The organism is Janthinobacterium sp. PC23-8, from assembly GCF_002250505.1.
GTDB lineage: Bacteria > Pseudomonadota > Gammaproteobacteria > Burkholderiales > Burkholderiaceae_D > Janthinobacterium.
Window position 1 is genome coordinate 2,642,591 of record NZ_NJGY01000001.1, and the last position, 20,477, is coordinate 2,663,067.

The following is a 20,477-nucleotide window of genomic DNA, read 5'->3' on the forward strand; positions in this document are numbered from 1 at the left end:
GCCAGCGTTGTGCATGCGTGCTAGGCCGCCAGCCGGGCGCGGCGGTTCATCCACAGCCCTTCGGCCGCATACAGGGCCAGCGCGGTCCAGATCACCACGAAGCCCAGCATGCGTTGCTCGCTAAACGATTCATGGAAGACCCACACGCCGATCAGGAGCTGGCCGGTGGGCGCGATATATTGCAGCAAGCCCAGCACGGCCAGCGGCAGGCGCCGCGCGCCGGCCGCGAACAGCAGCAGCGGAATGGCCGTGATCGGCCCGGAAGCGAGCAGCAGGGCGCGCGTGGCGGAAGACTCCGTATTGACGAAGCCGCTCTGGCCATGCCAGCTCAGCCACAGCAGATAGGCCAGGGCCAGCGGGAACAGAATCATGGTTTCGAACGACAGGCCTTCGAGCGCACCCAGCGCCGCCGTCTTGCGCAGCAGGCCGTAGCCGCCAAAGGTGCCGGCCAGCAGCAGAGCGATCCACGGCACTTGTCCGGCCTGCCAGGTCAGCCAGGCCACGCCGCAGCCGGCCAGCGTGATGGCGATCCATTGCGCGCGGCGCAGGCGCTCATGCAGCAGCAGGAAGCCCAGCATGACATTGAGCAACGGGGTAATAAAGTAGCCGAGGCTGGCGTCGACCACGTGGCCGTTGTTGACGGCCCAGATATAGATGAACCAGTTGGCCGACAACAGGAACGCGCTGGCCACGAAGCCGGCCACCACTTTCGGCTGGCTTTTCAAGGTTCGCAGCCAGCCCCACTGGCGGCGGAAAGTCAGAACGATACCGAGAAACAACAGCGACCAGACCATGCGATGCGCCAGGATTTCTTGCGGTGCGACTTCTTCCAGGGCATGGAAGTACAGTGGAAACAGGCCCCAGCACAAAAAAGCGAGGGAGGCGTACAACATGCCTGGGTTCATGAGCGGCTTCATACAGAGTAGACAGTCTGTCATTATCGCTGAAATCAATATGGCCTGCCGGACGCTTCCGGGGCAGCGTAGAATGGCAACAAATCGAGGGCCGCGACGCCTTGCACGGATGCGTCGGGGCCAACAACAAACGACCTTGGGGCAGCTGCGAAACCATGCAAAAATACTCTTGCTATTTGCTAATACCTATCATATTGTGCGATGCAACAAAACAAAAACGGGTGCAACCTTGACGTCGGAACATAAAAAAAGCGGTCTCGCCGGCATGACGCTGGCGGCCGTGGGCATCGTCTACGGCGATATCGGCACCAGCCCGCTGTATACCCTGAAAACCGTGTTCGACCCGGCCCACGGCCTGGCGCTCACGCACAACAACCTGCTGGGCATCGTCTCGCTGATCTTCTGGGGCCTGACCCTGATCGTCTCGCTCAAGTACGTGACCCTGGTGCTGCGCGCCGACAACCGCGGCGAGGGCGGCATCATGGCGCTGATGGCGCTGGTGCTGTCGTCGGTCAGCAAGCTGTCGCGCTGGCATTTTCCGCTGATGGTGATCGGCGTCTTCGGCGCCACCCTGTTTTACGGCGACAGCGTGATCACGCCGGCCATTTCCGTGCTGTCGGCGATCGAAGGTCTGGAAGTGGCCACGCCCGCCTTCAGCCCGTATGTGGTGCCGCTGACGATCATGGTGCTGGTGGCGCTGTATTCGGTGCAGTCGCACGGCACCGCCGGCATCGGTCGTTATTTCGCGCCCATCATGGTGCTGTGGTTTGCCGCGCTGGCCATCATGGGGGTGCTCAACATTATCAAGTCGCCACAAGTGCTGGCCGCGCTGAACCCCATGCATGCGGCGACCTTCCTGATGAATAACGGTTTTGTCGCCTTCGTAGCGCTCGGTGCGGTGGTGCTGGCGCTGACGGGCGCCGAAGCGCTGTATGCCGACATGGGCCACTTCGGCAAGAAGCCGATCCGCCTGGCCTGGTTTCTGATCGCCTTTCCCGCGCTGGCGCTGAATTATCTGGGCCAGGGCGGCCTGCTGCTGGCGCACCCGGAAGCGGTCTCGAATCCGTTTTACCAGCAGCTGGGATCCTGGAGCGTCTACCCGCTGGTGATCCTGTCGACCATGGCCACCGTGATCGCCTCGCAGGCGACCATTTCCGGCACCTTCTCGATGACCAAGCAGGCCATCGCGCTGGGCTTTTTGCCGCGCATGCGCGTGCGTCATACCTCGGAAAGCGAAATCGGCCAGATCTACATTCCGGCCGTGAACTGGCTGCAACTGTGCGTGGTGCTGCTGGCCGTGGTCGGTTTCGGCTCCTCGGAAAACCTGGCCGCCGCCTACGGTATCGCCGTCACCGCCACCATGCTGGCGACCACCATCCTGACGTTCTTCGTGATCCGCTACCGCTGGAAGATGAACCTGGCCCTGTGCTGGGCCGCGACCGGCTTTTTCCTGATCATCGACATCAACCTGGTGTCGGCCACCGCGCTCAAACTGTTCCACGGCGGCTGGTTCCCGCTGCTGCTGGGCTCCATCCTGTTCATCGTCATGCTGACCTGGAAGCGCGGGCGCCAGCTGGTGTTCGAGAACCTGGAAAGGCATGCGATTCCGCTCGACGATTTCCTCGCCTCGCTGTTTATCGCGCCGCCGCTGCGGGTGCCGGGCACGGCGATCTTCCTGCGCGGCGAAAGCGATGGCGTGCCACATGCGCTGTTGCACAACCTGCTGCACAACAAGGTGCTGCACGAGCGCGTGATCTTCCTGACGGTCTTCATGCACGAGGAGCCGTGGGTGCCGCGCGCCGAGCAGGTCAATGTGCTCGACCTGGGCCACCAGTGCTACCAGGTCAATGTGCATTACGGTTTCAAGGATGAACCGGATATTCCCGCCGCGCTGGCGCTGGCGCAGCGCGAAGGGGAGGGTGCCGACTTCACCTTTGAAATGATGGAAACGTCGTTCTTTATCGCCCGCCAGACCATTATTTCAACGCCGGATTCGGGCATGATGCCATGGCGCGAACATCTGTTCGTCACCATGTCGCGCAATGCGCGCACGGCGGCCGACTACTATCAGATCCCCAGCAACCGGGTGATCGAGCTGGGCACGCAGGTGGAAATCTGAGGCGGCCGGCCGCTATCGTGATCCTGCCAGTGTTGCGGGAACCACGCATCGGCCTGCCCGCTTACGTCTGCTTACAAGTTGGCCCTGTTTATCCTGTTAAACTGCAGCCCGCATGGTCCGCATCGCACGGGCTTGCGTCACACTCCAATCTGTAAAGGGAAACCATGAAATCGGTATTTCAGTTGATCGCCTCCGTCGCTTGTGTCTTTGCCTTGACCGCCTGCGGTAGCGCCGCGAACGACAAGAAGGCGGTCGTCATCGATCCAGCCACCCAGGTGAAGGATCTGATCGTCACCGATCTGACGGTGGGCACGGGCGCCGCCGCCGCCGCCGGCGACACCCTGATCGTCACCTACACGGGTTGGCTGTACAACTCGGGCAAGCCGGATAACAAGGGTACCCAGTTCGACGCCACCAAGCCCGGAGCAGGTTTTTCTGTTCAGCTGGGCAAGGGCATCGTCATTCCCGGCTGGGATCAGGGCCTGGTCGGCATGAAGGTCGGGGGCACGCGCCGCCTGACGATTCCGTCCAGCCTCGGCTATGGTCCGAACGGCAGCCCGCCGACCATTCCTGCCTATGCCGGCCTGGTGTTCGATGTCACCCTGGTGACGCTCACGCCCAAGTCTTGATGCGGTGACGGTTCGACTTGCAACGGGCGGCCTGCGGGCCGCCCGTTTTGCATCTCAAGCCAGGTTTTACGCCGGCGCCAGTTCCTGGAAATAATAGGTGGCGCCGCCGAGATCGGGCGGCGCATCGTAGCGCAGCACCTGCGTGCGCTGGAGCGCCACCGGCGCGCTGAAGGCCGGGCCGTCGTAGACAAAGGTATGGAACTCGCCATTTTCGCCGCAGGCGTCCACCCCCGGGGGCAGGTCGGCAAGGAATGCGGCGTCGAATTCGCGCCCGCAAAACTCCGGTGCAAGATGCGTGCCGTTGATGCACACGACGATGGCCTTGAAGCCGGCCGCCAGAAATTCCTCGACCAGCGCCAGGCGGTTTTCGCCCCACAGTGGCAGATGGGCTTGCAGGCCGGCGCTGGCGCAGACTTTTTCTTCCCAGTCGCGGTGCGGCTGCAGGTCGATATCGCCAAACAGCGCGTGAGCTATGCCCTCGGCTTTGGCGGCGCGCAGCATGGTGATGAACTGTGCTTCATAACTGGCCCAGCTGGCGTTATAGCGCCGCAGGCGCGCGCCCAGGCTGGCCGCCTGCGCCTCGAGCAGTTCTGGCGTCACGCCGTGCGAGCGCGACTTGCGTCCGTCTTCATCCATGGCCGTGACCAGCAGCGGCACGCTCATGCCGGCAGCGCGCGCGCGCCACAGCGCCAGGCAGGAATCCTTGCCGCCGCTCCAGGAAATCAAGGCTTGCATCATGGCGCCACCGCCTCGGCCGGGCGCAGCATGTCGATATGCTGTATACCGTCTTCATCATAGGGCGCGCTGACGGTGACGAAACCGAAGCACTGGTAAAAACGCTCCAGGTACTGCTGCGCGCCGATGCGGATCGCATGGCCCGGATGCAGGCGTACGGCGCGCGCGATACCCTCCAGTAGCAACTGCTTGCCGGCGCCGGTGGTGCGCGCCTCGGGCGCCGTCAGCACGCGGCCCAGCGACATCTCGCCATACTTGGCGCCCGGCGCCAGCACGCGCAGATACGCGGCCAGTTGCGGGCGGCCATCGACCTCCTGCCAGCCCAGCAGATGCATGGCGGCCTGGTCATGGCCGTCCAGGTCCTGGTACAGGCACTGCTGCTCGAGCACGAACACGCGCTGGCGCAGCGCCAGCACCTGGTACAGGCCGCGCGGGCCCAGTTCATCGAAGGTATGCCATTGCCAGGTGATCATGCGTGCTCCGGAGAAATCAGTAAAAGAGCGCCATTTTATAGGCCGGAACGAAAAAAAACCGCGCTGCCTGATGGCCGCGCGGTTTTTATTGGCAATGCCGGGTGCTTAAACGATGGTGAGCGTGACGTCGATATTGCCACGGGTAGCATTCGAGTAAGGGCACACGATATGCGCAGCGGCGACCAGTGCTTCGGCAGCGGCGCGCTCCATGCCTGGCAGCGAGATGTTCAGTTCGACTTCGATGCCGAAGCCCGTTTCGATGGCGCCGATACCGACCGTGCCCGTGATCGACAAGTCTGCTGGCAGGGCGATCTTGTCGCGGCCGGCAACGAATTTCATGGCGCCGATAAAGCAGGCCGAGTAGCCGGCGGCGAACAGTTGTTCAGGATTGGTGCCGACGGCGCCGTTGCCGCCCAGTTCTTTCGGCGTGGTCAGTTTCACGTCGAGCACGTTATCGGACGAGACGGCGCGGCCTTCGCGGCCTCCGGTGGCGGTCGCTACGGCGCGGTACAGGACTTGTTGGATCGACATGGTAGTGCTCCTTGATTAAATAGTTAACGACTAAATAGTGTGCTACTTGTGGGTACTCACCCGGGAAGCCCATCTGAAACATCTGCAATACGGCGTCCATGTCTGCAATATATGTCGTGTACTATTTAATTGCAAGCGATTTTTATCGAAATATCTGATCGCCGAAGCTTTATTTCTTTGCTTCCGTCGCCGATATATGTCTTCCGTCGCATAATTAGCGCGCTGCGTGCGCGGCTCGCTATGCTGTGCTCACCTCAACGCCTCCGGGACCCCATAATGACCAGCTTCTTCTTCATTTTCCGCCTTGCGCTGGCCAGCCTCGCCGCGTATGCGCTGATCGCCGCGATCGTGCTCAATGGCCTGCTGCCGGATGCTCATTTCGCAGGTTTTGTCGTTGGTACGGCCGGCCTGCTGGGCGCCTTTGCCGCGCTCAATGCGTTTTCGCATGTGCGCCGCGTGCGCCTGGTGGCCGGCCAGGTCAATGGCGCCACCTTGCCTTGCCGCCAGCGGCGCCAGATCGAAGTGCCGTTCGAGGCCGGCGAAACGTTCGACCTGATCGACGCGGCCATCCGCGAACTGCCGGGCAGCGAAATGCTCGAAAGCGCGCGCGACAGCCTGCAGGTGCAGGCGCGCGTGCGCCGCCCGGCGCCGTACACGCAGTCGGGCGCGCCGCGCTGGCATCTGCTCAATTTTTTCGAGCCGCGCCCGAACCAGATCCTGGCCACCGTCACGCCGAATGGCGAAGCGGGCAGCGTGACCCTGATCTGCGAGCCGGCGCGCACGGCCTGGACCGACTGGTTCCTGGTCGACCATGGCACCAACCTGGAAAACGCCGAAGCGGTGACGCGCGCCATTACCCGGCGCGTGGCGCAGCGGCGCCGTGGCGAGCAGGCCGAGGCGCGCCTGACGGTGACGGAGAAGGAGCTGACGGTCGCCAAGCTGAGCCTGCTGCACGCCCAGGTCGAGCCGCATTTTTTGTACAACACCCTGGCCAGCGCCCAGCTGCTCACGCGCAGCGACCCGGCGCGCGCCGACGAGATGCTGGGCAATCTGATCGAATATCTGCGCCACTCCCTGCCGCGCACCGAAAGCGCCATGTCGAGCCTCGGCGTGGAGCTGGAGCGCGCGCGCGCCTATCTCGATATTTTGAAAATCCGCATGGGCAGCCGCCTCAATTTGCAGATCGAAGTGCCGCAGTATCTGAAACAGGTGGAGCTGCCGCCGATGATGCTGCAAACGCTGGTGGAAAACGCCATCAAGCACGGACTGGAGCCGAAAAGCGGCGGCGGCACTGTCTGGATCCTGGCGCGCGCCGGCGAGGGCACGGTCGCCATCACGGTGGCCGACGATGGCCAGGGTTTCAGCGACCATGGCGGCGGCACCGGCATCGGCCTGCGCAATGTGCGCGAACGGCTGCGCCTGACCTATGGCGACGCGGCGTTGTTCAGCATTGTGTCGAATTTCCCTGGCGGCGTGGCCGCCACCATCACCGTGCCGGACAGCACAGCCAGAGGAGCTGCATATGGCTAACGCAAAACCCATGACCTGCGTCGTCGCCGAAGACGAAACGCTGCTGCGCGAAGCGCTGCTCACCTTGTTGGCCGAAGTGTGGCCCGAACTGCACGTGGTGGCCGCCTGCGACGACGGCGGCGCGGCCCTGGAGGCAATCGCCAGCTTCCGGCCCGACGTGGCCCTGCTCGATATCCGCATGCCGGGCCTGTCCGGCCTGGAAGTGGCGGCCGGCGCGCAGGAAGCCAGTCCATCGACGCAGGTGGTGTTCATCACGGCCTACGACCAGTATGCGATCGCCGCCTTCGACAAGGGTGCAGTCGACTACCTGCTGAAACCGGTGGCGCGGCCGCGCCTGCAGGCTTGTCGCGAGCGCATCGAGGCGCGCGCGGCCAAAGGAGCCGCACCCGATGTTGCGCTGGCGGCGCTGCTGCAGCAACTGACGCTGGCCTTGCCGGCGGTGGCCAAGGCGCCGCCGCTGGTGTGGCTGACGGCCAGCAGCGGCAAGGACACCAAATTGATCATGGTCGACGATATCGCCTATTTCCAGTCCGACACCAAGTACACGGCGGTCATGACGGCCGATGGCGAGTCCTTGCTGAGGAAGCCGATACGCGAACTGCTCGACACGCTCGACCCGGCCGTCTTCAAGCAGGTCCACCGCTCGACCATTGTCAACATGAAGGCGGTGGCGTCGGTCACGCGCGACGACACGGGCCGTGGCCTGTTGCGTCTGAAAACGCGGCCCGAAACGCTGACGGTGAGCCAGCCGTTCATGGCGCTGTTCCGGAACATGTGATTATTCCGCCGTTTCGAACCCTTCGAGCACATTGACCACATTGATGCCGAGTTCCTTGACCGCATAGCCGCCTTCAAGGATAAACGCGGTTGGCAGGTTCAGGTAGGCGAGACGTTCGCCGAGGCGCAGGTAGTCGCCGCTTTGCAGGGTGAAATGCGACAGCGGATCGCCCGCATAGGTGTCCACGCCCAGAGACACCACCAGCGCGTCGGGGGCGTACATGGTGATGCGCAGGCAGGCCGTTTCCAGCGCCGTGAACCACTGCGCCGCCGGGCAGCCGGCCGGCAGCGGCAGGTTGACGTTATAGCCCAATCCGGCGTCAAGCCCCGTCTCATCGGCATGGCCCAGGTAAAACGGATATTCCTGGCGCGGGTCGGCGTGCATGGAGACGAACAGCACATCGTTGCGCGCATAGAAAATGCTCTGGGTGCCATTGCCGTGGTGGTAATCGAGGTCGAGGATGGCGACCCGGCGCGCGCCGTCGTCAAGCAGGTGCTGGGCCGCCAGCGCGGCGTTATTGAGGAAGCAGTAGCCGCCAAAAAAATCGGCGCCGGCATGGTGGCCCGGCGGGCGCGTCAGGGCAAAGGTGGCCCGTTCGCCGAGGCGCAGCGCGTGGGCTGCATTGACGGCGCAGTCGGCGCCGGTCTTGGCGGCGGTCCAGGTGCCGCTTGTCAGCGGTGTGCCATTGTCCATCGAATACAGGCCCAGCCTGGCCGTGAAATTGTCCGGTTCGATATCGCTGCGCAAGGTGCGCACCGGCCAGACGGACGGCACGGCGTCGCGGTTGGCGTTGTCGGGGTCGAGCGCCAGCCAGTCGTGCCAGGCGTGGCGCAGGAAATGCAGGTAGCGCGGCGTGTGGATGCGCTCCAGGGACATGAGCGGCACGCCGTGCGGCGTGACGATGCGGCCAAGATTGCGCCGGCCCAGTTCGGCTACCACCATGTCGGCCCGTTCCGGGACTTCGAAGCAGGGCACGAGTTCGCCACGGAACATTTCGTAGCGGGCCCGATGCTGGCTGTGCAGTTCGTTATAGAAGGTCAGCATCGGGCGCTTTGCGAGAGGTTATCGGGTCAGGTGTGCGAACACAGGGTGCTGGCGCGGTAGGCGGCAACATAGTCGTCGAAGCTGCCTTGCGGCGCCGCTTCCATGGCATGCTGTTCGGCCAGCGACGTTGCGGCCAGCTGATCAAAGTAGCTGCTTTGTTCGGGCAGCAAAGGCCGGGCGCGGAAAAACGCCGCATGGCGCTCGCTTTGCTGCAAACCGAAAGCGGCAAATGAGCCGCCGTTGGCGCGCAGTGCGCGCAGCACGCGCGCCGACGGCGTCGCATCCGGGTCCGCCAGCTTGCGCGCTTGCGCGGCCAGGCTGTCGGCGTGTTCGGTGCCGCCATGGCGCTCGTCGAGCAAGGCGGCCACCGGCGCGATGCGCGCCAGCAGCTCCTCGCCCCAGGCCTGCAAACCGATATCTTCACCGTCGCGGCGCAGGGTGAGGCCAGGCCTGCGGCCTTCCTTGACGGTGCGCGCGAAGTTGGCCGTGTAGCAGGCGCTCTGTTCGTTTGATATCGGCGCGCTCTCATCCAGGGCACAGAACAGCAGGAAGGCGTCGAGGAAGCGGCCCGTCGGCAGGCTGATGCCGACCGGTTCGAACGGATCGACATCCATGCAGCGCACTTCGATATATTGCACGCCGCGCAGACACAGCGCCTGGATCGGACGCTCGCCCGTACGGATCACGCGCTTGGGGCGGATGGTTGAATAGTACTCGTTTTCGATCTGCAGCACATTGGTCGACAGCTGTATCCATTCGCCGTCTTTCCTGGTGCCCAGTTCCGCATATGGCGCATACGGCTCGTTGACGGCGTTCGTCAGTGCGTTGACGTAGTCGTCGAGGCTGTTTTCATGCGGACGCAGGCCCGACTGGGCGTCGTTCTGGTAGCCCAGGTCGCTCATGCGCAGGCTGGTGGCGTAGGGCAGATACAGGGTGTCGCCGGACAGGGTGTCGAGTTTGTGCGCACGGCCGCGCAAAAAGCCGGACGCCAGCGCCGGCGAGGCGCCGAACAGATACATCAAGAGCCAGCTGTAGCGGCGGAAATTGCGGATCGTCGCCAGGTAGCTGGCCGACTGCACGTCCTTCGCCGAGGCGGCGCTGGCCGATTCATGTGCTGCCAGCAGTTGCCACAGGCCTTCGGCCAGCGAATAGTTGTAATGGATGCCGGCGATGCACTGCATGGCCTTGCCATAGCGCAGCGCCAGGCCGCGGCGATACACATGCTTGAGCATGCCCATGTTCGAGCTGCCGTAGTTGGCGATCTCGATATCTTGTTCTGACGGCAACTCGCCCGGCATCGACTGGCTCCACAGCAGTTCATCGCCCAGGCGGCTGTAGGCATGGCGGTGCACGGTGTCGAGCTTGTCGAGCGTGACGGCGATGTCGCTTTCAGCCGGGGTAATGAATTCGAGCAGCGTTTCGGCGTAGTCGGTGGTGATTTCAGGGTGGGTCAGGGCCGAACCGAGCGCAATCGGATGCGGCGTGGAAGCCAGATGGCCGGCGTGATCGACGCGCAGGGTTTCACGCTCGATGCCGCGCAAGCCGCCCAGCAGCGCGCGGTTGGCATCTTCGGTCAGCAATGCCAGGCGGCGTGTCAACAGGTTGGGCAATTTGAGCTTCCTTTCTTGTACAGCAAATAAATGTGGTGCTGAGATTAACCGAAAATGCGCAACTGCGTTGGCGCTGTCGCAAAAAGCGTCGTGCCGTCCGCCTGCGCCCGGGGCAGCAGGGCGCGGGCGGCGGTCAGGAATCGCTTGATATTTTAACAAACCGGGCGCTTGACGGCGCGTCGCGCGGTCAAGCGGGTGGCAAGAGATGGAAATACTTCAGCCGTGGCGGGCGCCACTTACACGTTCTATGTTGGCCAGGTCGCGCCAGCTTTGCGATTGGTTGAAGCCTGCCTCGACCAGCAACTGGCGCACGGAAGCGGCCTGGTCGTAGCCATGCTCCATCAGCAGCCAGGCCTTGGGTGCCAGGTGGCGCGCGGCGCCGGCGACGATGGTGCGCAGCGCCGACAGGCCGTCGGCATGGTCGGTCAGCGCGCCGGACGGCTCGAAGCGCAGATCGCCTTCGGCCAGGTGGCGGTCGCCGCTGGCGATATACGGCGGGTTCGAGACGATCAGATCAAATTTTTCCGTGCCCAGCGCGCTGAACCAGTCGCTGGCCATGAAGGTGATATTGACGCCGTTGGCGCTGGCGTTACGCCGCGCCACGGCCAGCGCCGCGCTGCTCACGTCGAGCGCTGTCACCACCGCGTCGGGCCGGGTATGGGCCAGGGCCACGGCGATGGCGCCGCTGCCGGTGCCCATGTCGAGCACGCGCCCGCCCGGCGGCAAGCGCTCCAGCGCCAGTTCCACCAGCACCTCGGTGTCGGGGCGCGGGATCAGCACGGCGTCGCTGACGGCAAACGGCAGGCCGAAAAATTCGCGCTGGCCGACGATATAGGCCACCGGCTCGCCACGCAGACGGCGTTCCATCAGGGTGGACAGGCGTTGCGCCTCGTCGCCCGTCAGCACGCGTTCGGACTGCGTGATCAGGCCCACGCGCGACAGACCCAGCGCATGGCTGAGCAGGATGCGGTTATCGACCGCGTCGAGCAGCGATCGCTGTTGCAGGGCGCCGACGGTGCTGCCGGCGGGGATCAAGGTGGCGGTCATGATGCTTTCAATTATTTTTGGCGGCGCAGCAAGGTCCACAGCAAGCCGAGGGCAAAGATGGCGAACCAGGCAAACGCCCATTGCGGGATAGACAGGCCGATAAACGCCTCGCCCGCGTTTTCGCAGGCGCCATACGATTCAAACATGAACGGCATATATTGCGCCGTAAAAATCTTGTTCAGCGTCGTTTCCACCGGATCGATGCCGCAGGAAAACCCCGGATGGGCCAGCACATACAAATGCTTGCCGGCCACGCCCAGCCCGCCCAGCGACGCCAGCAGGCCAATCGCCGCGCCGGGCTTCGGCGTTGTCGAGGCCGCGCCGATCAGGCAGCCGACGGCAATGGCGATGAACAGATAGCGCTGGATCACGCACAGCGGGCACGGCGCCATGTTCATTACATGCTGCAGATACATGGCCACGCCCAGCATGACAAAGCACAGGGCGGCGACAAGGAGTAAGACGGTGCGTGAATTTTTCATGGGCGACACGGTGAGGTGGATGGGAATGTTAGCCGTGCATTTTCGCACAGGCGCAAAAATCTGCTGTTTAGCCGCTACTTAAACCACCATATGGCTTGGGCGCTGTAAAAAGTGTTCAGGGCAAGGCGCATTGCCGAAGACAGTACGAATAAGTACGGCTAGGCAATGCAACGCAGCCATGGACGCTTTTTAATCGCCCAGCGCCGCCAGCAATTCGGCCTGGTGCTCTGCCGCCAACGCATTGGTCAGTTCCGTCAAATCGCCATCCATGATGAAGTCCAGTTTATACAAGGTCAGGTTGATGCGGTGATCCGTCATGCGCCCTTGCGGAAAGTTGTAGGTACGGATGCGCTCGCTGCGGTCGCCCGAGCCGATCAGGCTCTTGCGCGTGGCCGCCTCTGTCGACTGCTGCTCGCGCAGCTGTACGTCCTTGATGCGCGCCGCCAGCACCTTCATCGCCTGCGCCTTGTTCTTGTGCTGGCTGCGGTCGTCCTGGCATTCGACCACGATACCGGTCGGCAGGTGGGTAATCCGCACGGCCGAGTCGGTCTTGTTGATGTGCTGGCCGCCGGCGCCCGAGGCGCGATAGGTATCGATGCGCAAGTCGGCCGGGTTGATATTGACGTCTTCCACTTCGTCCGCTTCCGGCATCACGGCCACGGTGCAGGCCGAGGTGTGGATGCGGCCCTGCGTTTCGGTGGCCGGCACGCGCTGCACGCGGTGGCCGCCCGATTCGAATTTCAATTTGGAATAGGCGCCATTGCCGACCAGGCGCACGATCACTTCGCGGTAGCCGCCCAGGTCGGAGTCGGACGCCGACACCAGCTCCACCTGCCAGCGGTTGCGCTCGGCAAAGCGCGTGTACATGCGCAGCAGGTCGCCGGCGAACAGGGCCGACTCATCGCCGCCGGTGCCGGCGCGAATTTCCAGGAAAATATTGCGCTCGTCATTCGCGTCTTTCGGCAGCAGCATGGTCTGCAGTTCGCGTTCGAGCCGGGTCATGGTGGTTTTCGCCGCCTCGATCTCTTCCTGCGCGAAGTCCTTCATGTCGGGGTCGGCCAGCATTTCCTGCGCCGTGACGATGTCATGGCCGGCCTCCTGGTAGGAATGGTACAGCGCCACCAGCGGGCCCAGCTCCGCGTGTTCGCGCGTCATCTTGCGGTAGCTGTCCATATTCGAGGTGGCGTCCTGGTGCATCAACAGTTCATCGAGTTCAACCAGGCGGTTCGCCAGTTGATCAAGCTTGGACAGCATGGATGGTTTCATAGCAATTCAATATAGGGGGTAAAAGAGGGCGTACACCGTGGGCGCACTGGAAAGCGCAGGCCGCAGGACGGCCAGCGGGCTGCGCTAACGGCGCGGACGGAACAGTTTCGGCAGCAGGGTGGCCAGTTGCTTGCGCTCGTCGCCTTGCGCGCGGTGCAGGGCCTGTTGCGGGCCGTGCATGAACTTGGCCGTCAGGCCTTTTGACAGCGCTTCCAGCACGGCGTCGATATCGGCGCCCTTGGCCAGCATCTTGCGCGCGCGTTCAACTTCCATCTGGCGCAACGCTTCGCTGCTTTCATGCAGATCCTGGATTACCGGCACCATGGCGCGGTCGTCGATCCAGCTCATGAACGATTGCACGCGCGTCTCGATGATGGCCTCGGCTTGCGCCACGGCCGCCTGGCGGCTTTCCAGGCCCGTCTGCACCACCTTGCCCAGGTCGTCGACCGTGTACAGGAACACATCGTTCAGGCGGCCCACTTCCGTTTCGATATCGCGCGGCACGGCCAGGTCGACCATGAACATGGGCTTGTGGCGGCGTGCCTTGATGGCGCGCTCGACCAGGCCCAGGCCCAGCAGCGGCAATGACGACGCCGTGCACGAGATGACGATGTCAAACTGGTGCAGTTTCTCGGGCAGGTCGGCCAGGCGGATCGCGCGGCCGTTGAAGCGGTGGGCCAGCGCCTCGCCGCGGTCCATGGTGCGGTTGGCAATCGTGATGCTGTTCGGATTTTGCGCGGCAAAGTGCGTGGCGCACAGCTCGATCATTTCGCCTGCGCCGATAAACAGCACATTTTGCTCGGCGATCTTGTCGAAGATGCGCTGCGACAGGCGCACGGCGGCGGCCGCCATCGACACGCTGTGGGCGCCGATCTCGGTGGTGCTGCGCACTTCCTTGGCCACCGAAAAGCTGCGCTGGAACAGCTGGTGCAGATAAGTGCCCAGGCCGCCGACTTCATCGGCGGTGCGGATGGCGTCCTTGATCTGGCCGAGGATCTGCGTTTCGCCCAGTACCATCGAATCGAGCCCGGAGGCGACGCGGAAAGTGTGGCGCACGGCGTCGTGCTGCGGCAGCATGTACAGATGCGGGCGCAGCTCGCTGTAGTTGAGCTTGTGATAGTCGGCCAGGAAATGGGCGCCGGCGTCGAGCGGGTTCGGCACCTTGCTGGCCGCATACAGCTCGGTGCGGTTGCAAGTCGATAAAATTGCCGCTTCGTCATTGTCGCGCAGGTCGATGCGCTGGAACCAGGTGCGCGCCGCCACCACCGCCTGGCCCAGATGCTCAGGCGAAAACGCCAGCTGTTCGCGGAGCGACACTGGTGCGGTGGTGTGATTGAGGCCGACGGCTAGCAGTTGCATTTCAGGACGTAGGGATGACGTATGCCGACATTATAGCGCTTTGTGCCCGTTGCTTGAGCAGGCTCGAGCGGCTCAGGCATTTGCCGGCTGGCTGTTCAGTTTTTCCAGCCGGTAGCCGTAGCTGTAGACCGGCACCAGGCGATAACCGTGCTCGGGTTTCAGTTGCAGCTTGTTGCGCACGCGCGAAACGTGGGTGTCCATGGTGCGCGACGGCAGGGCCGTTTCGCGTTGCCAGACCGCTTCGTGAATATAGGCGCGCGACAGGGGCCGGCCCAGGTTGCGGAAAAACAGCAGCGCCAGGGCGAATTCCTTGTGCGTCACGTCGAGCGGTTCGCCATCCATCAGCAGGCGGCCGGCGCGCGTTTCAAAGGTGTAGTTGCCAAATTGCAGTTGCTCGGCGCTGTTCTGGGTCGGGTACGCCATGCGCAGCAGGGCCTGGGCGCGCAGCGCCAGTTCGCTGCGCCGCAAGGGTTTGACCAGGTAGTCGTCGGCGCCGGCCTTGATGCCGGCGACGATATCGTCTTCACCCGCGCTGTTGGTCATAAACAACACCGGCGCCTTGGGCGCCAGTTTTTCGCGTGCGCGGCGCAGCACTTCGGCGCCATCGAGATCGCTGACCTGCCAGTCGAGGATCAGCATGTCGCAACTGTCCTTGCGCAATTGCCCCAGCATGTCTTTGGCGCTCTGGAATTCATGGCAAGCATGACCTGCCGCAGTGAGCACCTGGCAGATCAGTTCTGCCTGGCTATGGTCGCTATCGAGTACGGCAATTCGCATAATTGACTGGAATGTGTAACAACAAACAGACGGGCCGCGCTGCTTATCGTAATGTTAAGGAATGCTCTCATGAAATATAACAGAGATTGCAACTGTGTCCAGTGAAATCGAAAAGCCCGGGCTTTCCGTTACACTCGGGCTTGTCTTTACCGCGTGGAGAAACCGTATGCCAGACAATACCGATACCGATTGGAACCTGATCCCGGGCAGCCTGGCCGAAATCGAACAGGCGCGCGAGCGCTGCCGCCGCCTGGTGGGCCGCCGCGCCATCATGTCCGCCGGTGCCTCGGCCATCCCGATCCCGGGCATCGACCTGATGTCCGACGTGGGCCTGCTGTCGATGCTGATCAACGATATCAACCATGAATTCGGCCTGACGCCGGAGCAGATCGAAAAACTGAACCCGCAGTTCAAGCTGATGGCCTATCGCGTGGCGATCGGCATGGGCGGCATGCTGGTAGGAAAATTGGTGACGCGCGAACTGATCCTCCACCTGCTCAAGCGCAGCGGCGTGAAACTGGCCAGCAAGCAGGTTGCCCGCTTCGTGCCGTTCGCCGGCCAGGCCGTGGCGGCGGCGCTCGGCTACGCCGTGTTTCGCCAGATCGGCAACCAGCACGTCAGCGCCTGCGCGGCGGTGGCGCAGGAGTTGATGACGGTGCGGCCGAGCTGAGTAAAACCTCAGGCGTCCGGCAACACCACATTCACGTCGAGCACTTCCAGGTTGCCCTGGCGGTCCAGCGAAATGGTGATGTCTTCGGCGCTGACCTTGGTGTATTTGGAAATGACTTCGATCAGTTCCTTGTGCAGGGCCGGCAGGAAGTCGGGGCCGTCGCGGCCGCTGCGTTCACGCGCGATGATGATCTGCAGGCGTTCCTTGGCCGCGCTCGCCGTTTTCGGTTTGGGTGGGAACAGGAAAGAAAGCAAGGCCATATCACTTCGTCCCAAAAATGCGCTGGAACAAGCCAGGCTTTTCATAATTGGTGAAGCGCAGTGGCACTTCTTCGCCGAGGAAGCGCGAGACCACGTCTTCATAGGCTTGCGCCACGTCGGTGCCCTTGAAGTGAATCGCCGGATTGCCCTGGTTCGAGGCGGCCAGCACTTGCTCCGATTCCGGAATGATGCCCAGCAGCGGGATGCGCAGGATTTCCTGCACGTCCTGGTAGGACAGCATTTCTTCCGATTCCACGCGCTTTGGCGCATAGCGGGTGATCAGCAAGTGCTCCTTGACCGGTTCGGCGCCAGTCTGCGCACGGCGCGACTTCGCTTGCAGGATGCCGAGGATGCGGTCCGAATCGCGTACCGACGACACTTCCGGATTGGTGACGATGAGCGCTTCGTCGGCGAAGGTGAGCGCCATCAATGCGCCATGTTCGATGCCGGCCGGCGAATCGCAGACGATGAATTCGAAGCCCATGTCGATCAATTCGTTCAACACGCGTTCCACGCCTTCTTCGCTCAAGGCGTCCTTGTCGCGTGTTTGCGAGGCGGGCAGGATGAACAGGTTGTCGCAGTGCTTGTCCTTGATCAGCGCCTGATTCAGGGTCGCCTCTTTATTGATCACATTGATCAGGTCATAGACCACGCGGCGCTCGCAACCCATGATCAGGTCGAGATTGCGCAGGCCCACGTCGAAGTCGAGCACGGCTGTCTTGTGACCGCGCATGGCCAGGCCAGAGGAAAAACTGGCGCTGGAGGTGGTTTTACCGACACCGCCCTTGCCGGACGTCACAACAATAATTCTTGCCACAAATAATCCTTTTCAGATATCTCTCGGAGTTGTCCAGCTCAAGAGCGGTTGACGGGGGTGACCGGTTTCACGGAGTGTATCTCGATTCTGTCGCCAGCCAGGCGAATTTGCGCCGGTCCGCGCTTCATCTCCGGCGTAAAGCCGTCTTCGAAGGTGCGGTACACGCCGGCGATCGACACCAGTTCCGGCTCCATCGCCAGCGCAAAGATGCGCGCCTGCGGATTGCCCGAGGCGCCGGCCAGCGCGCGGCCATACAGCGAGGAATACACGTGGATACTGCCGTCGGCGATGATTTCGGCGCCATTGTTGACGACCGCCGTGATGATCAGGTCGCAGCCGCGCGCATAAATGCGCTGGCCGGCGCGCACCGGCGTGTCGATCACCATCACCTGCGCTTCGGCGCCCGACTCGGCCGCCAGGGTCGGGCCGTCCTTGGCCGGCGCATCGTCGCGCGTCTTGCCGCTGTCCAGGCTCAGGCCCTGCGCCAGGATGGCTTCATGCATCGCCGGCGTGGCATTGCGCACGGCCACGGCATTCAAGCGGTACTTTTTCAGCAAGGCCACCAGCGCGGCCCAGTCGACGGGCGTGTCGCCGGGCGCCAGGTCGGCCACATCGAGCACCGCCAGGTCATCTTCGAAAAAATCGGCCACGCCACCGGTCATGTCGCGCAGCGCGCCATCGAGTGCCTGCGGATCGGCGCCATGCACGATGGCCGAGACGGCAACGACGGTGGAAATCTTGATTTCGATGGGCTTCTGCGGCAGGCTTTTGGACATAAACGTTGTTCAGAGTGAAACTGCGGAAGGCCAGGTGCTTTATCTGTTCACATGGAAAGCAGTAAATTTCTTGCATTCTACTGCAAAAAAAACGCTGTCAGGGGCCGCACGGTTGCTATTGCGTAAGGCAATATATGCTTGGCATCAAAAAACCAAGGGCGGCGCCCCGGCAAACCGGTGCGCCGCCCTGGAAGCAGCCGTGCATGCGGCCTGGCGGTTTATGCCGCCGCTGATGCGCCGCGCATCTGCCTGGCCGCCTGCACCATATTGGCCAGTGCCGCTTCCGTTTCCTTCCAGCCCCGTGTTTTCAGGCCGCAATCGGGATTGACCCACAAGTTAGCCGGTGGTATCACCGCGCTGGCCTTTTGCAGCAATCTGAGCATTTCACTGGCCGAGGGAATGCGCGGCGAATGAATGTCGTACACACCCGGGCCGATGTCGTTCGGGTAGTCGAACTGGCCAAAACCGGTCAGCAATTCCATGTCCGAGCGGCTCGTTTCAATCGTGATCACGTCGGCGTCCATGGCGGCGATCTGCGGCAGGATGTCGTTGAACTCCGCATAGCACATATGGGTGTGGATCTGCGTGCTGTCGCCCACGACGCACGCCGAGATGCGAAACGCGCGCGTAGCCCAGTCGAGGTAGCCATCCCATTGGCTGCGGCGCAGCGGCAGGCCTTCGCGCAGCGCCGGCTCGTCGATCTGGATAATGCCGATGCCGGCCGCCTCCAGGTCTTGCACCTCATCACGGATGGCCAGCGCGATCTGCAGCGCGGTCCGGGCGCGCGGCTGGTCGTCGCGCACGAACGACCATTGCAAGATCGTGATCGGCCCCGTCAGCATGCCCTTCATCGGTTTGTCGGTGAGGCTTTGCGCGTACACGGTCCAGTCCACCGTCATGGCGGTGGGGCGCTGCACGTCGCCGTAAATGACGGGCGGCTTGACGCAGCGCGAACCGTAGGACTGCACCCAGCCGTAACGGGTAAACAGGAAGCCGTCGAGCTGTTCGCCAAAATATTCCACCATGTCGTTGCGTTCGGCTTCGCCATGCACCAGCACATCGAGGCCCAGCGCTTCCTGGCGGCCCACGGCATGGGCGATTTCCGCGCGCATGCTGTTTTCGTAATCACTGGCGGACAGTTCGCCACGCCTGAAGCTGGCACGGGCGGCGCGGATGGAGGCAGTTTGCGGAAAGGAACCGATGGTGGTGGTCGGAAAGTGCGGCAGCTGGAAGCGGGTGCGCTGCAGCGTCTGGCGCAGCGAGAAGCCCGCGTCGCGCCGGTCGGCCGTCGGCGACAAGGCCTGCAAGCGCTGCTCCACTTGCGGGCGGTGCACGCGCGCGCTGGCGCGGCGGCTGGCGATTGCCAGGCGCGACACAGCCAGCGCGGTGCCGTCGCTGTTGCCCGTCAGCGCGTCTTTCAAGAGCGCCAGTTCCGCCAGTTTTTCAGTGGCAAATGCCAGCCACGATTTGATCTCGGGGTCAAGACTGGTTTCTTGCGCCAGGCTGAAAGGCGTATGCAGCAGGGAGCACGACGGCGCCAGCCACAGCTCGCCGCCGCGCTTGCCGCCGCGCTTGTCAAACAGCGGCTGCAACACGCTGATCGCCTGGTCCAGGTCGGTGCGCCAGATATTGCGGCCGTCGACGATGCCGATCGACAGCACTTTATGGGCCGGCAGCCAGTCGGTGACGTTGATCAGTTCATGCGGCGCGCGGATGCCGTCCACATGCAGGCCTGCGACCGGCAGGCGGCAGGCCAGGCTGAGGTTTTCTTCCAGCGGCGAAAAGTAGGTGGCCAGCAAAATGTTCACGCCCACCTGGTTCAACTGCCAGTAGGCGCTGTCAAATGCGCTGCGCCAGGCGGTGGGCAAGTCCAGCCCCAGGATCGGTTCATCGATCTGCACCCAGTCCACGCCTTGCTGTTTCAGGCGGTCGAGCAAGGCGCTGTAGACGGGCAGCAATTGGTCCAGCAGGGCCAGGCGGTTGAAGCCGGGCGTTTTTTCCTTGCCCAGCCATAAGAATGTAAGCGGGCCGATCAGCGCCGCCTTGACCTGGTGGCCCAGCGCTTGCGCTTCGGCCACTTCCTCGAACAGGCGGGAGCTGGCCAGTGCAAACTGCGTCAATGGTGAAAATTCGGGTACCAGATAGTGATAATTGGTGTCGAACCATTTGGTCATTTCCAACGCGTAATGGCTCACGTCAGGCGCGGTGTCGGCATGGCCGTCGCAGCAGGCGGCGTGATCGGCATGGCTGTCCGCGCCGCGCGCCATCTGGAAGTAGCGCGACAGTTGCGATGATTTCTCGTCGAACGCGAAGCGGGCCGGTTCGCAACCGAGCAGCTGGATATGGTTGGCGACCTGGTCGTAAAAGGCGAAGTCGCCCACCGTGACGTAGGCGAGACCGGCGTCGCGCTGCAGCGCCCAGTGGCGTGCGCGCAATTGCTTGCCGGTTTCTTCCAGCGATGCTTCCGTCGCCTCGCCACGCCAGTGGCGTTCCAGCGCAAATTTCAGCTCGCGGTCAGAACCAATACGGGGAAATCCAAGGATGTGGGTGTGGATCGTCATGATGTCATTGAGATTTAATGTTGATAGGCTAGAGTGTGCGGCAATCTGATTTATAATCAAAACGAAACCTTTTGACGAACAACATGAAAATCATTCACG

The 20,477-nt window shown here is 62.9% G+C and carries 20 protein-coding genes; 5 read left to right on the plus strand and 15 right to left on the minus strand.

The genetic code is table 11. The features are described 5' to 3' along the window. Positions 1–20 precede the first annotated feature (20 nt). Entirely contained in the window at positions 21–905 is an 885-nt protein-coding gene (gene rarD, locus CD932_RS11375) for an EamA family transporter RarD (protein ID WP_094443594.1), read from the minus strand. A 238-nt stretch (positions 906–1,143) separates the two neighbouring features. On the opposite strand from rarD, the gene CD932_RS11380 reads away from it, so the two are divergent. Further along, complete coding sequence (locus tag CD932_RS11380; RefSeq protein ID WP_094442736.1) at positions 1,144–3,033, plus strand: potassium transporter Kup; 1,890 nt, start codon at positions 1,144–1,146, stop codon at positions 3,031–3,033. 164 nt (positions 3,034–3,197) lie between these two features. After that, positions 3,198–3,662 carry an FKBP-type peptidyl-prolyl cis-trans isomerase gene (locus CD932_RS11385; RefSeq protein ID WP_094442737.1) on the plus strand — a complete coding sequence of 155 codons (465 nt, stop codon included), beginning with the start codon at positions 3,198–3,200 and terminating at the stop codon, positions 3,660–3,662. A gap of 66 nt (positions 3,663–3,728) precedes the next feature. On the opposite strand, the gene CD932_RS11390 is transcribed toward CD932_RS11385, so the two are convergent. The 3 genes from CD932_RS11390 to CD932_RS11400 form a co-directional block, all read right to left on the minus strand. After that, on the minus strand, positions 3,729–4,400 hold the full coding sequence (locus tag CD932_RS11390) for a diphthine--ammonia ligase (protein WP_094442738.1): 672 nt from the start codon (positions 4,398–4,400) through the stop codon (positions 3,729–3,731). Continuing rightward, complete coding sequence (locus tag CD932_RS11395; RefSeq protein ID WP_094442739.1) at positions 4,397–4,870, minus strand: GNAT family N-acetyltransferase; 474 nt, start codon at positions 4,868–4,870, stop codon at positions 4,397–4,399. The genes CD932_RS11390 and CD932_RS11395 overlap by 4 nt, the downstream gene beginning before the upstream one ends. 105 nt (positions 4,871–4,975) lie before the next feature. Next, the gene (locus CD932_RS11400) at positions 4,976–5,401 is read right to left on the minus strand and encodes an organic hydroperoxide resistance protein (protein WP_094442740.1); all 426 of its coding nucleotides are present in this window, start codon (positions 5,399–5,401) and stop codon (positions 4,976–4,978) included. Positions 5,402–5,677: 276 nt separating this feature from the next. Between CD932_RS11400 and CD932_RS11405 the strand changes: the two genes are divergently transcribed. After that, on the plus strand, positions 5,678–6,931 hold the full coding sequence (locus CD932_RS11405) for a sensor histidine kinase (protein WP_176460928.1): 1,254 nt from the start codon (positions 5,678–5,680) through the stop codon (positions 6,929–6,931). Next, positions 6,924–7,709 (plus strand): LytTR family DNA-binding domain-containing protein, encoded by a 786-nt coding sequence (locus tag CD932_RS11410; protein WP_254926555.1) that lies wholly within the window; start codon positions 6,924–6,926, stop codon positions 7,707–7,709. Before CD932_RS11405 ends, CD932_RS11410 begins: the two co-directional genes overlap by 8 nt. Here CD932_RS11410 and CD932_RS11415 read toward each other — a convergent pair whose 3' ends face one another. The 7 genes from CD932_RS11415 to CD932_RS11445 form a co-directional block, all read right to left on the minus strand. After that, on the minus strand, positions 7,710–8,753 hold the full coding sequence (locus CD932_RS11415; RefSeq protein ID WP_094442743.1) for a histone deacetylase family protein: 1,044 nt from the start codon (positions 8,751–8,753) through the stop codon (positions 7,710–7,712). It lies immediately after the preceding gene. A gap of 26 nt (positions 8,754–8,779) precedes the next feature. Next, a complete protein-coding gene (gene gshA, locus CD932_RS11420) occupies positions 8,780–10,363 on the minus strand; it encodes a glutamate--cysteine ligase (RefSeq protein WP_094442744.1) in 1,584 nt (527 codons plus the stop codon). Between the two features lie 216 nt (positions 10,364–10,579). Beyond that, positions 10,580–11,410, minus strand: coding sequence for a peptide chain release factor N(5)-glutamine methyltransferase (gene prmC / locus CD932_RS11425; RefSeq protein ID WP_094442745.1), 831 nt, complete (start codon positions 11,408–11,410; stop codon positions 10,580–10,582). A gap of 11 nt (positions 11,411–11,421) precedes the next feature. After that, complete coding sequence (locus CD932_RS11430) at positions 11,422–11,892, minus strand: disulfide bond formation protein B (RefSeq protein WP_094442746.1); 471 nt, start codon at positions 11,890–11,892, stop codon at positions 11,422–11,424. Between the two features lie 189 nt (positions 11,893–12,081). After that, positions 12,082–13,158, minus strand: coding sequence for a peptide chain release factor 1 (gene prfA / locus CD932_RS11435; protein WP_094442747.1), 1,077 nt, complete (start codon positions 13,156–13,158; stop codon positions 12,082–12,084). Positions 13,159–13,242: 84 nt separating this feature from the next. Further along, complete coding sequence (hemA, locus tag CD932_RS11440; protein WP_094442748.1) at positions 13,243–14,517, minus strand: glutamyl-tRNA reductase; 1,275 nt, start codon at positions 14,515–14,517, stop codon at positions 13,243–13,245. Positions 14,518–14,589: 72 nt separating this feature from the next. Further along, on the minus strand, positions 14,590–15,294 hold the full coding sequence (locus CD932_RS11445; protein ID WP_094442749.1) for a response regulator transcription factor: 705 nt from the start codon (positions 15,292–15,294) through the stop codon (positions 14,590–14,592). 166 nt (positions 15,295–15,460) lie between these two features. Between CD932_RS11445 and CD932_RS11450 the strand changes: the two genes are divergently transcribed. Beyond that, positions 15,461–15,964 carry a hypothetical protein gene (locus CD932_RS11450; protein ID WP_094442750.1) on the plus strand — a complete coding sequence of 168 codons (504 nt, stop codon included), beginning with the start codon at positions 15,461–15,463 and terminating at the stop codon, positions 15,962–15,964. Positions 15,965–15,972: 8 nt separating this feature from the next. On the opposite strand, the gene minE is transcribed toward CD932_RS11450, so the two are convergent. From minE to metE, 4 genes are all read right to left on the minus strand, one after another. Then, positions 15,973–16,224, minus strand: a complete 252-nt coding sequence (minE, locus tag CD932_RS11455; RefSeq protein ID WP_094442751.1) for a cell division topological specificity factor MinE — start codon at positions 16,222–16,224, stop codon at positions 15,973–15,975. 1 nt (position 16,225) lies between these two features. Then, positions 16,226–17,041, minus strand: a complete 816-nt coding sequence (gene minD / locus CD932_RS11460) for a septum site-determining protein MinD (RefSeq protein WP_094442752.1) — start codon at positions 17,039–17,041, stop codon at positions 16,226–16,228. Positions 17,042–17,079: 38 nt separating this feature from the next. Continuing rightward, positions 17,080–17,817 (minus strand): septum site-determining protein MinC, encoded by a 738-nt coding sequence (minC, locus tag CD932_RS11465; RefSeq protein WP_094442753.1) that lies wholly within the window; start codon positions 17,815–17,817, stop codon positions 17,080–17,082. Between the two features lie 218 nt (positions 17,818–18,035). Then, positions 18,036–20,378 (minus strand): 5-methyltetrahydropteroyltriglutamate--homocysteine S-methyltransferase, encoded by a 2,343-nt coding sequence (gene metE / locus CD932_RS11470; RefSeq protein WP_094442754.1) that lies wholly within the window; start codon positions 20,376–20,378, stop codon positions 18,036–18,038. Between the last annotated feature and the right edge of the window lie 99 nt (positions 20,379–20,477).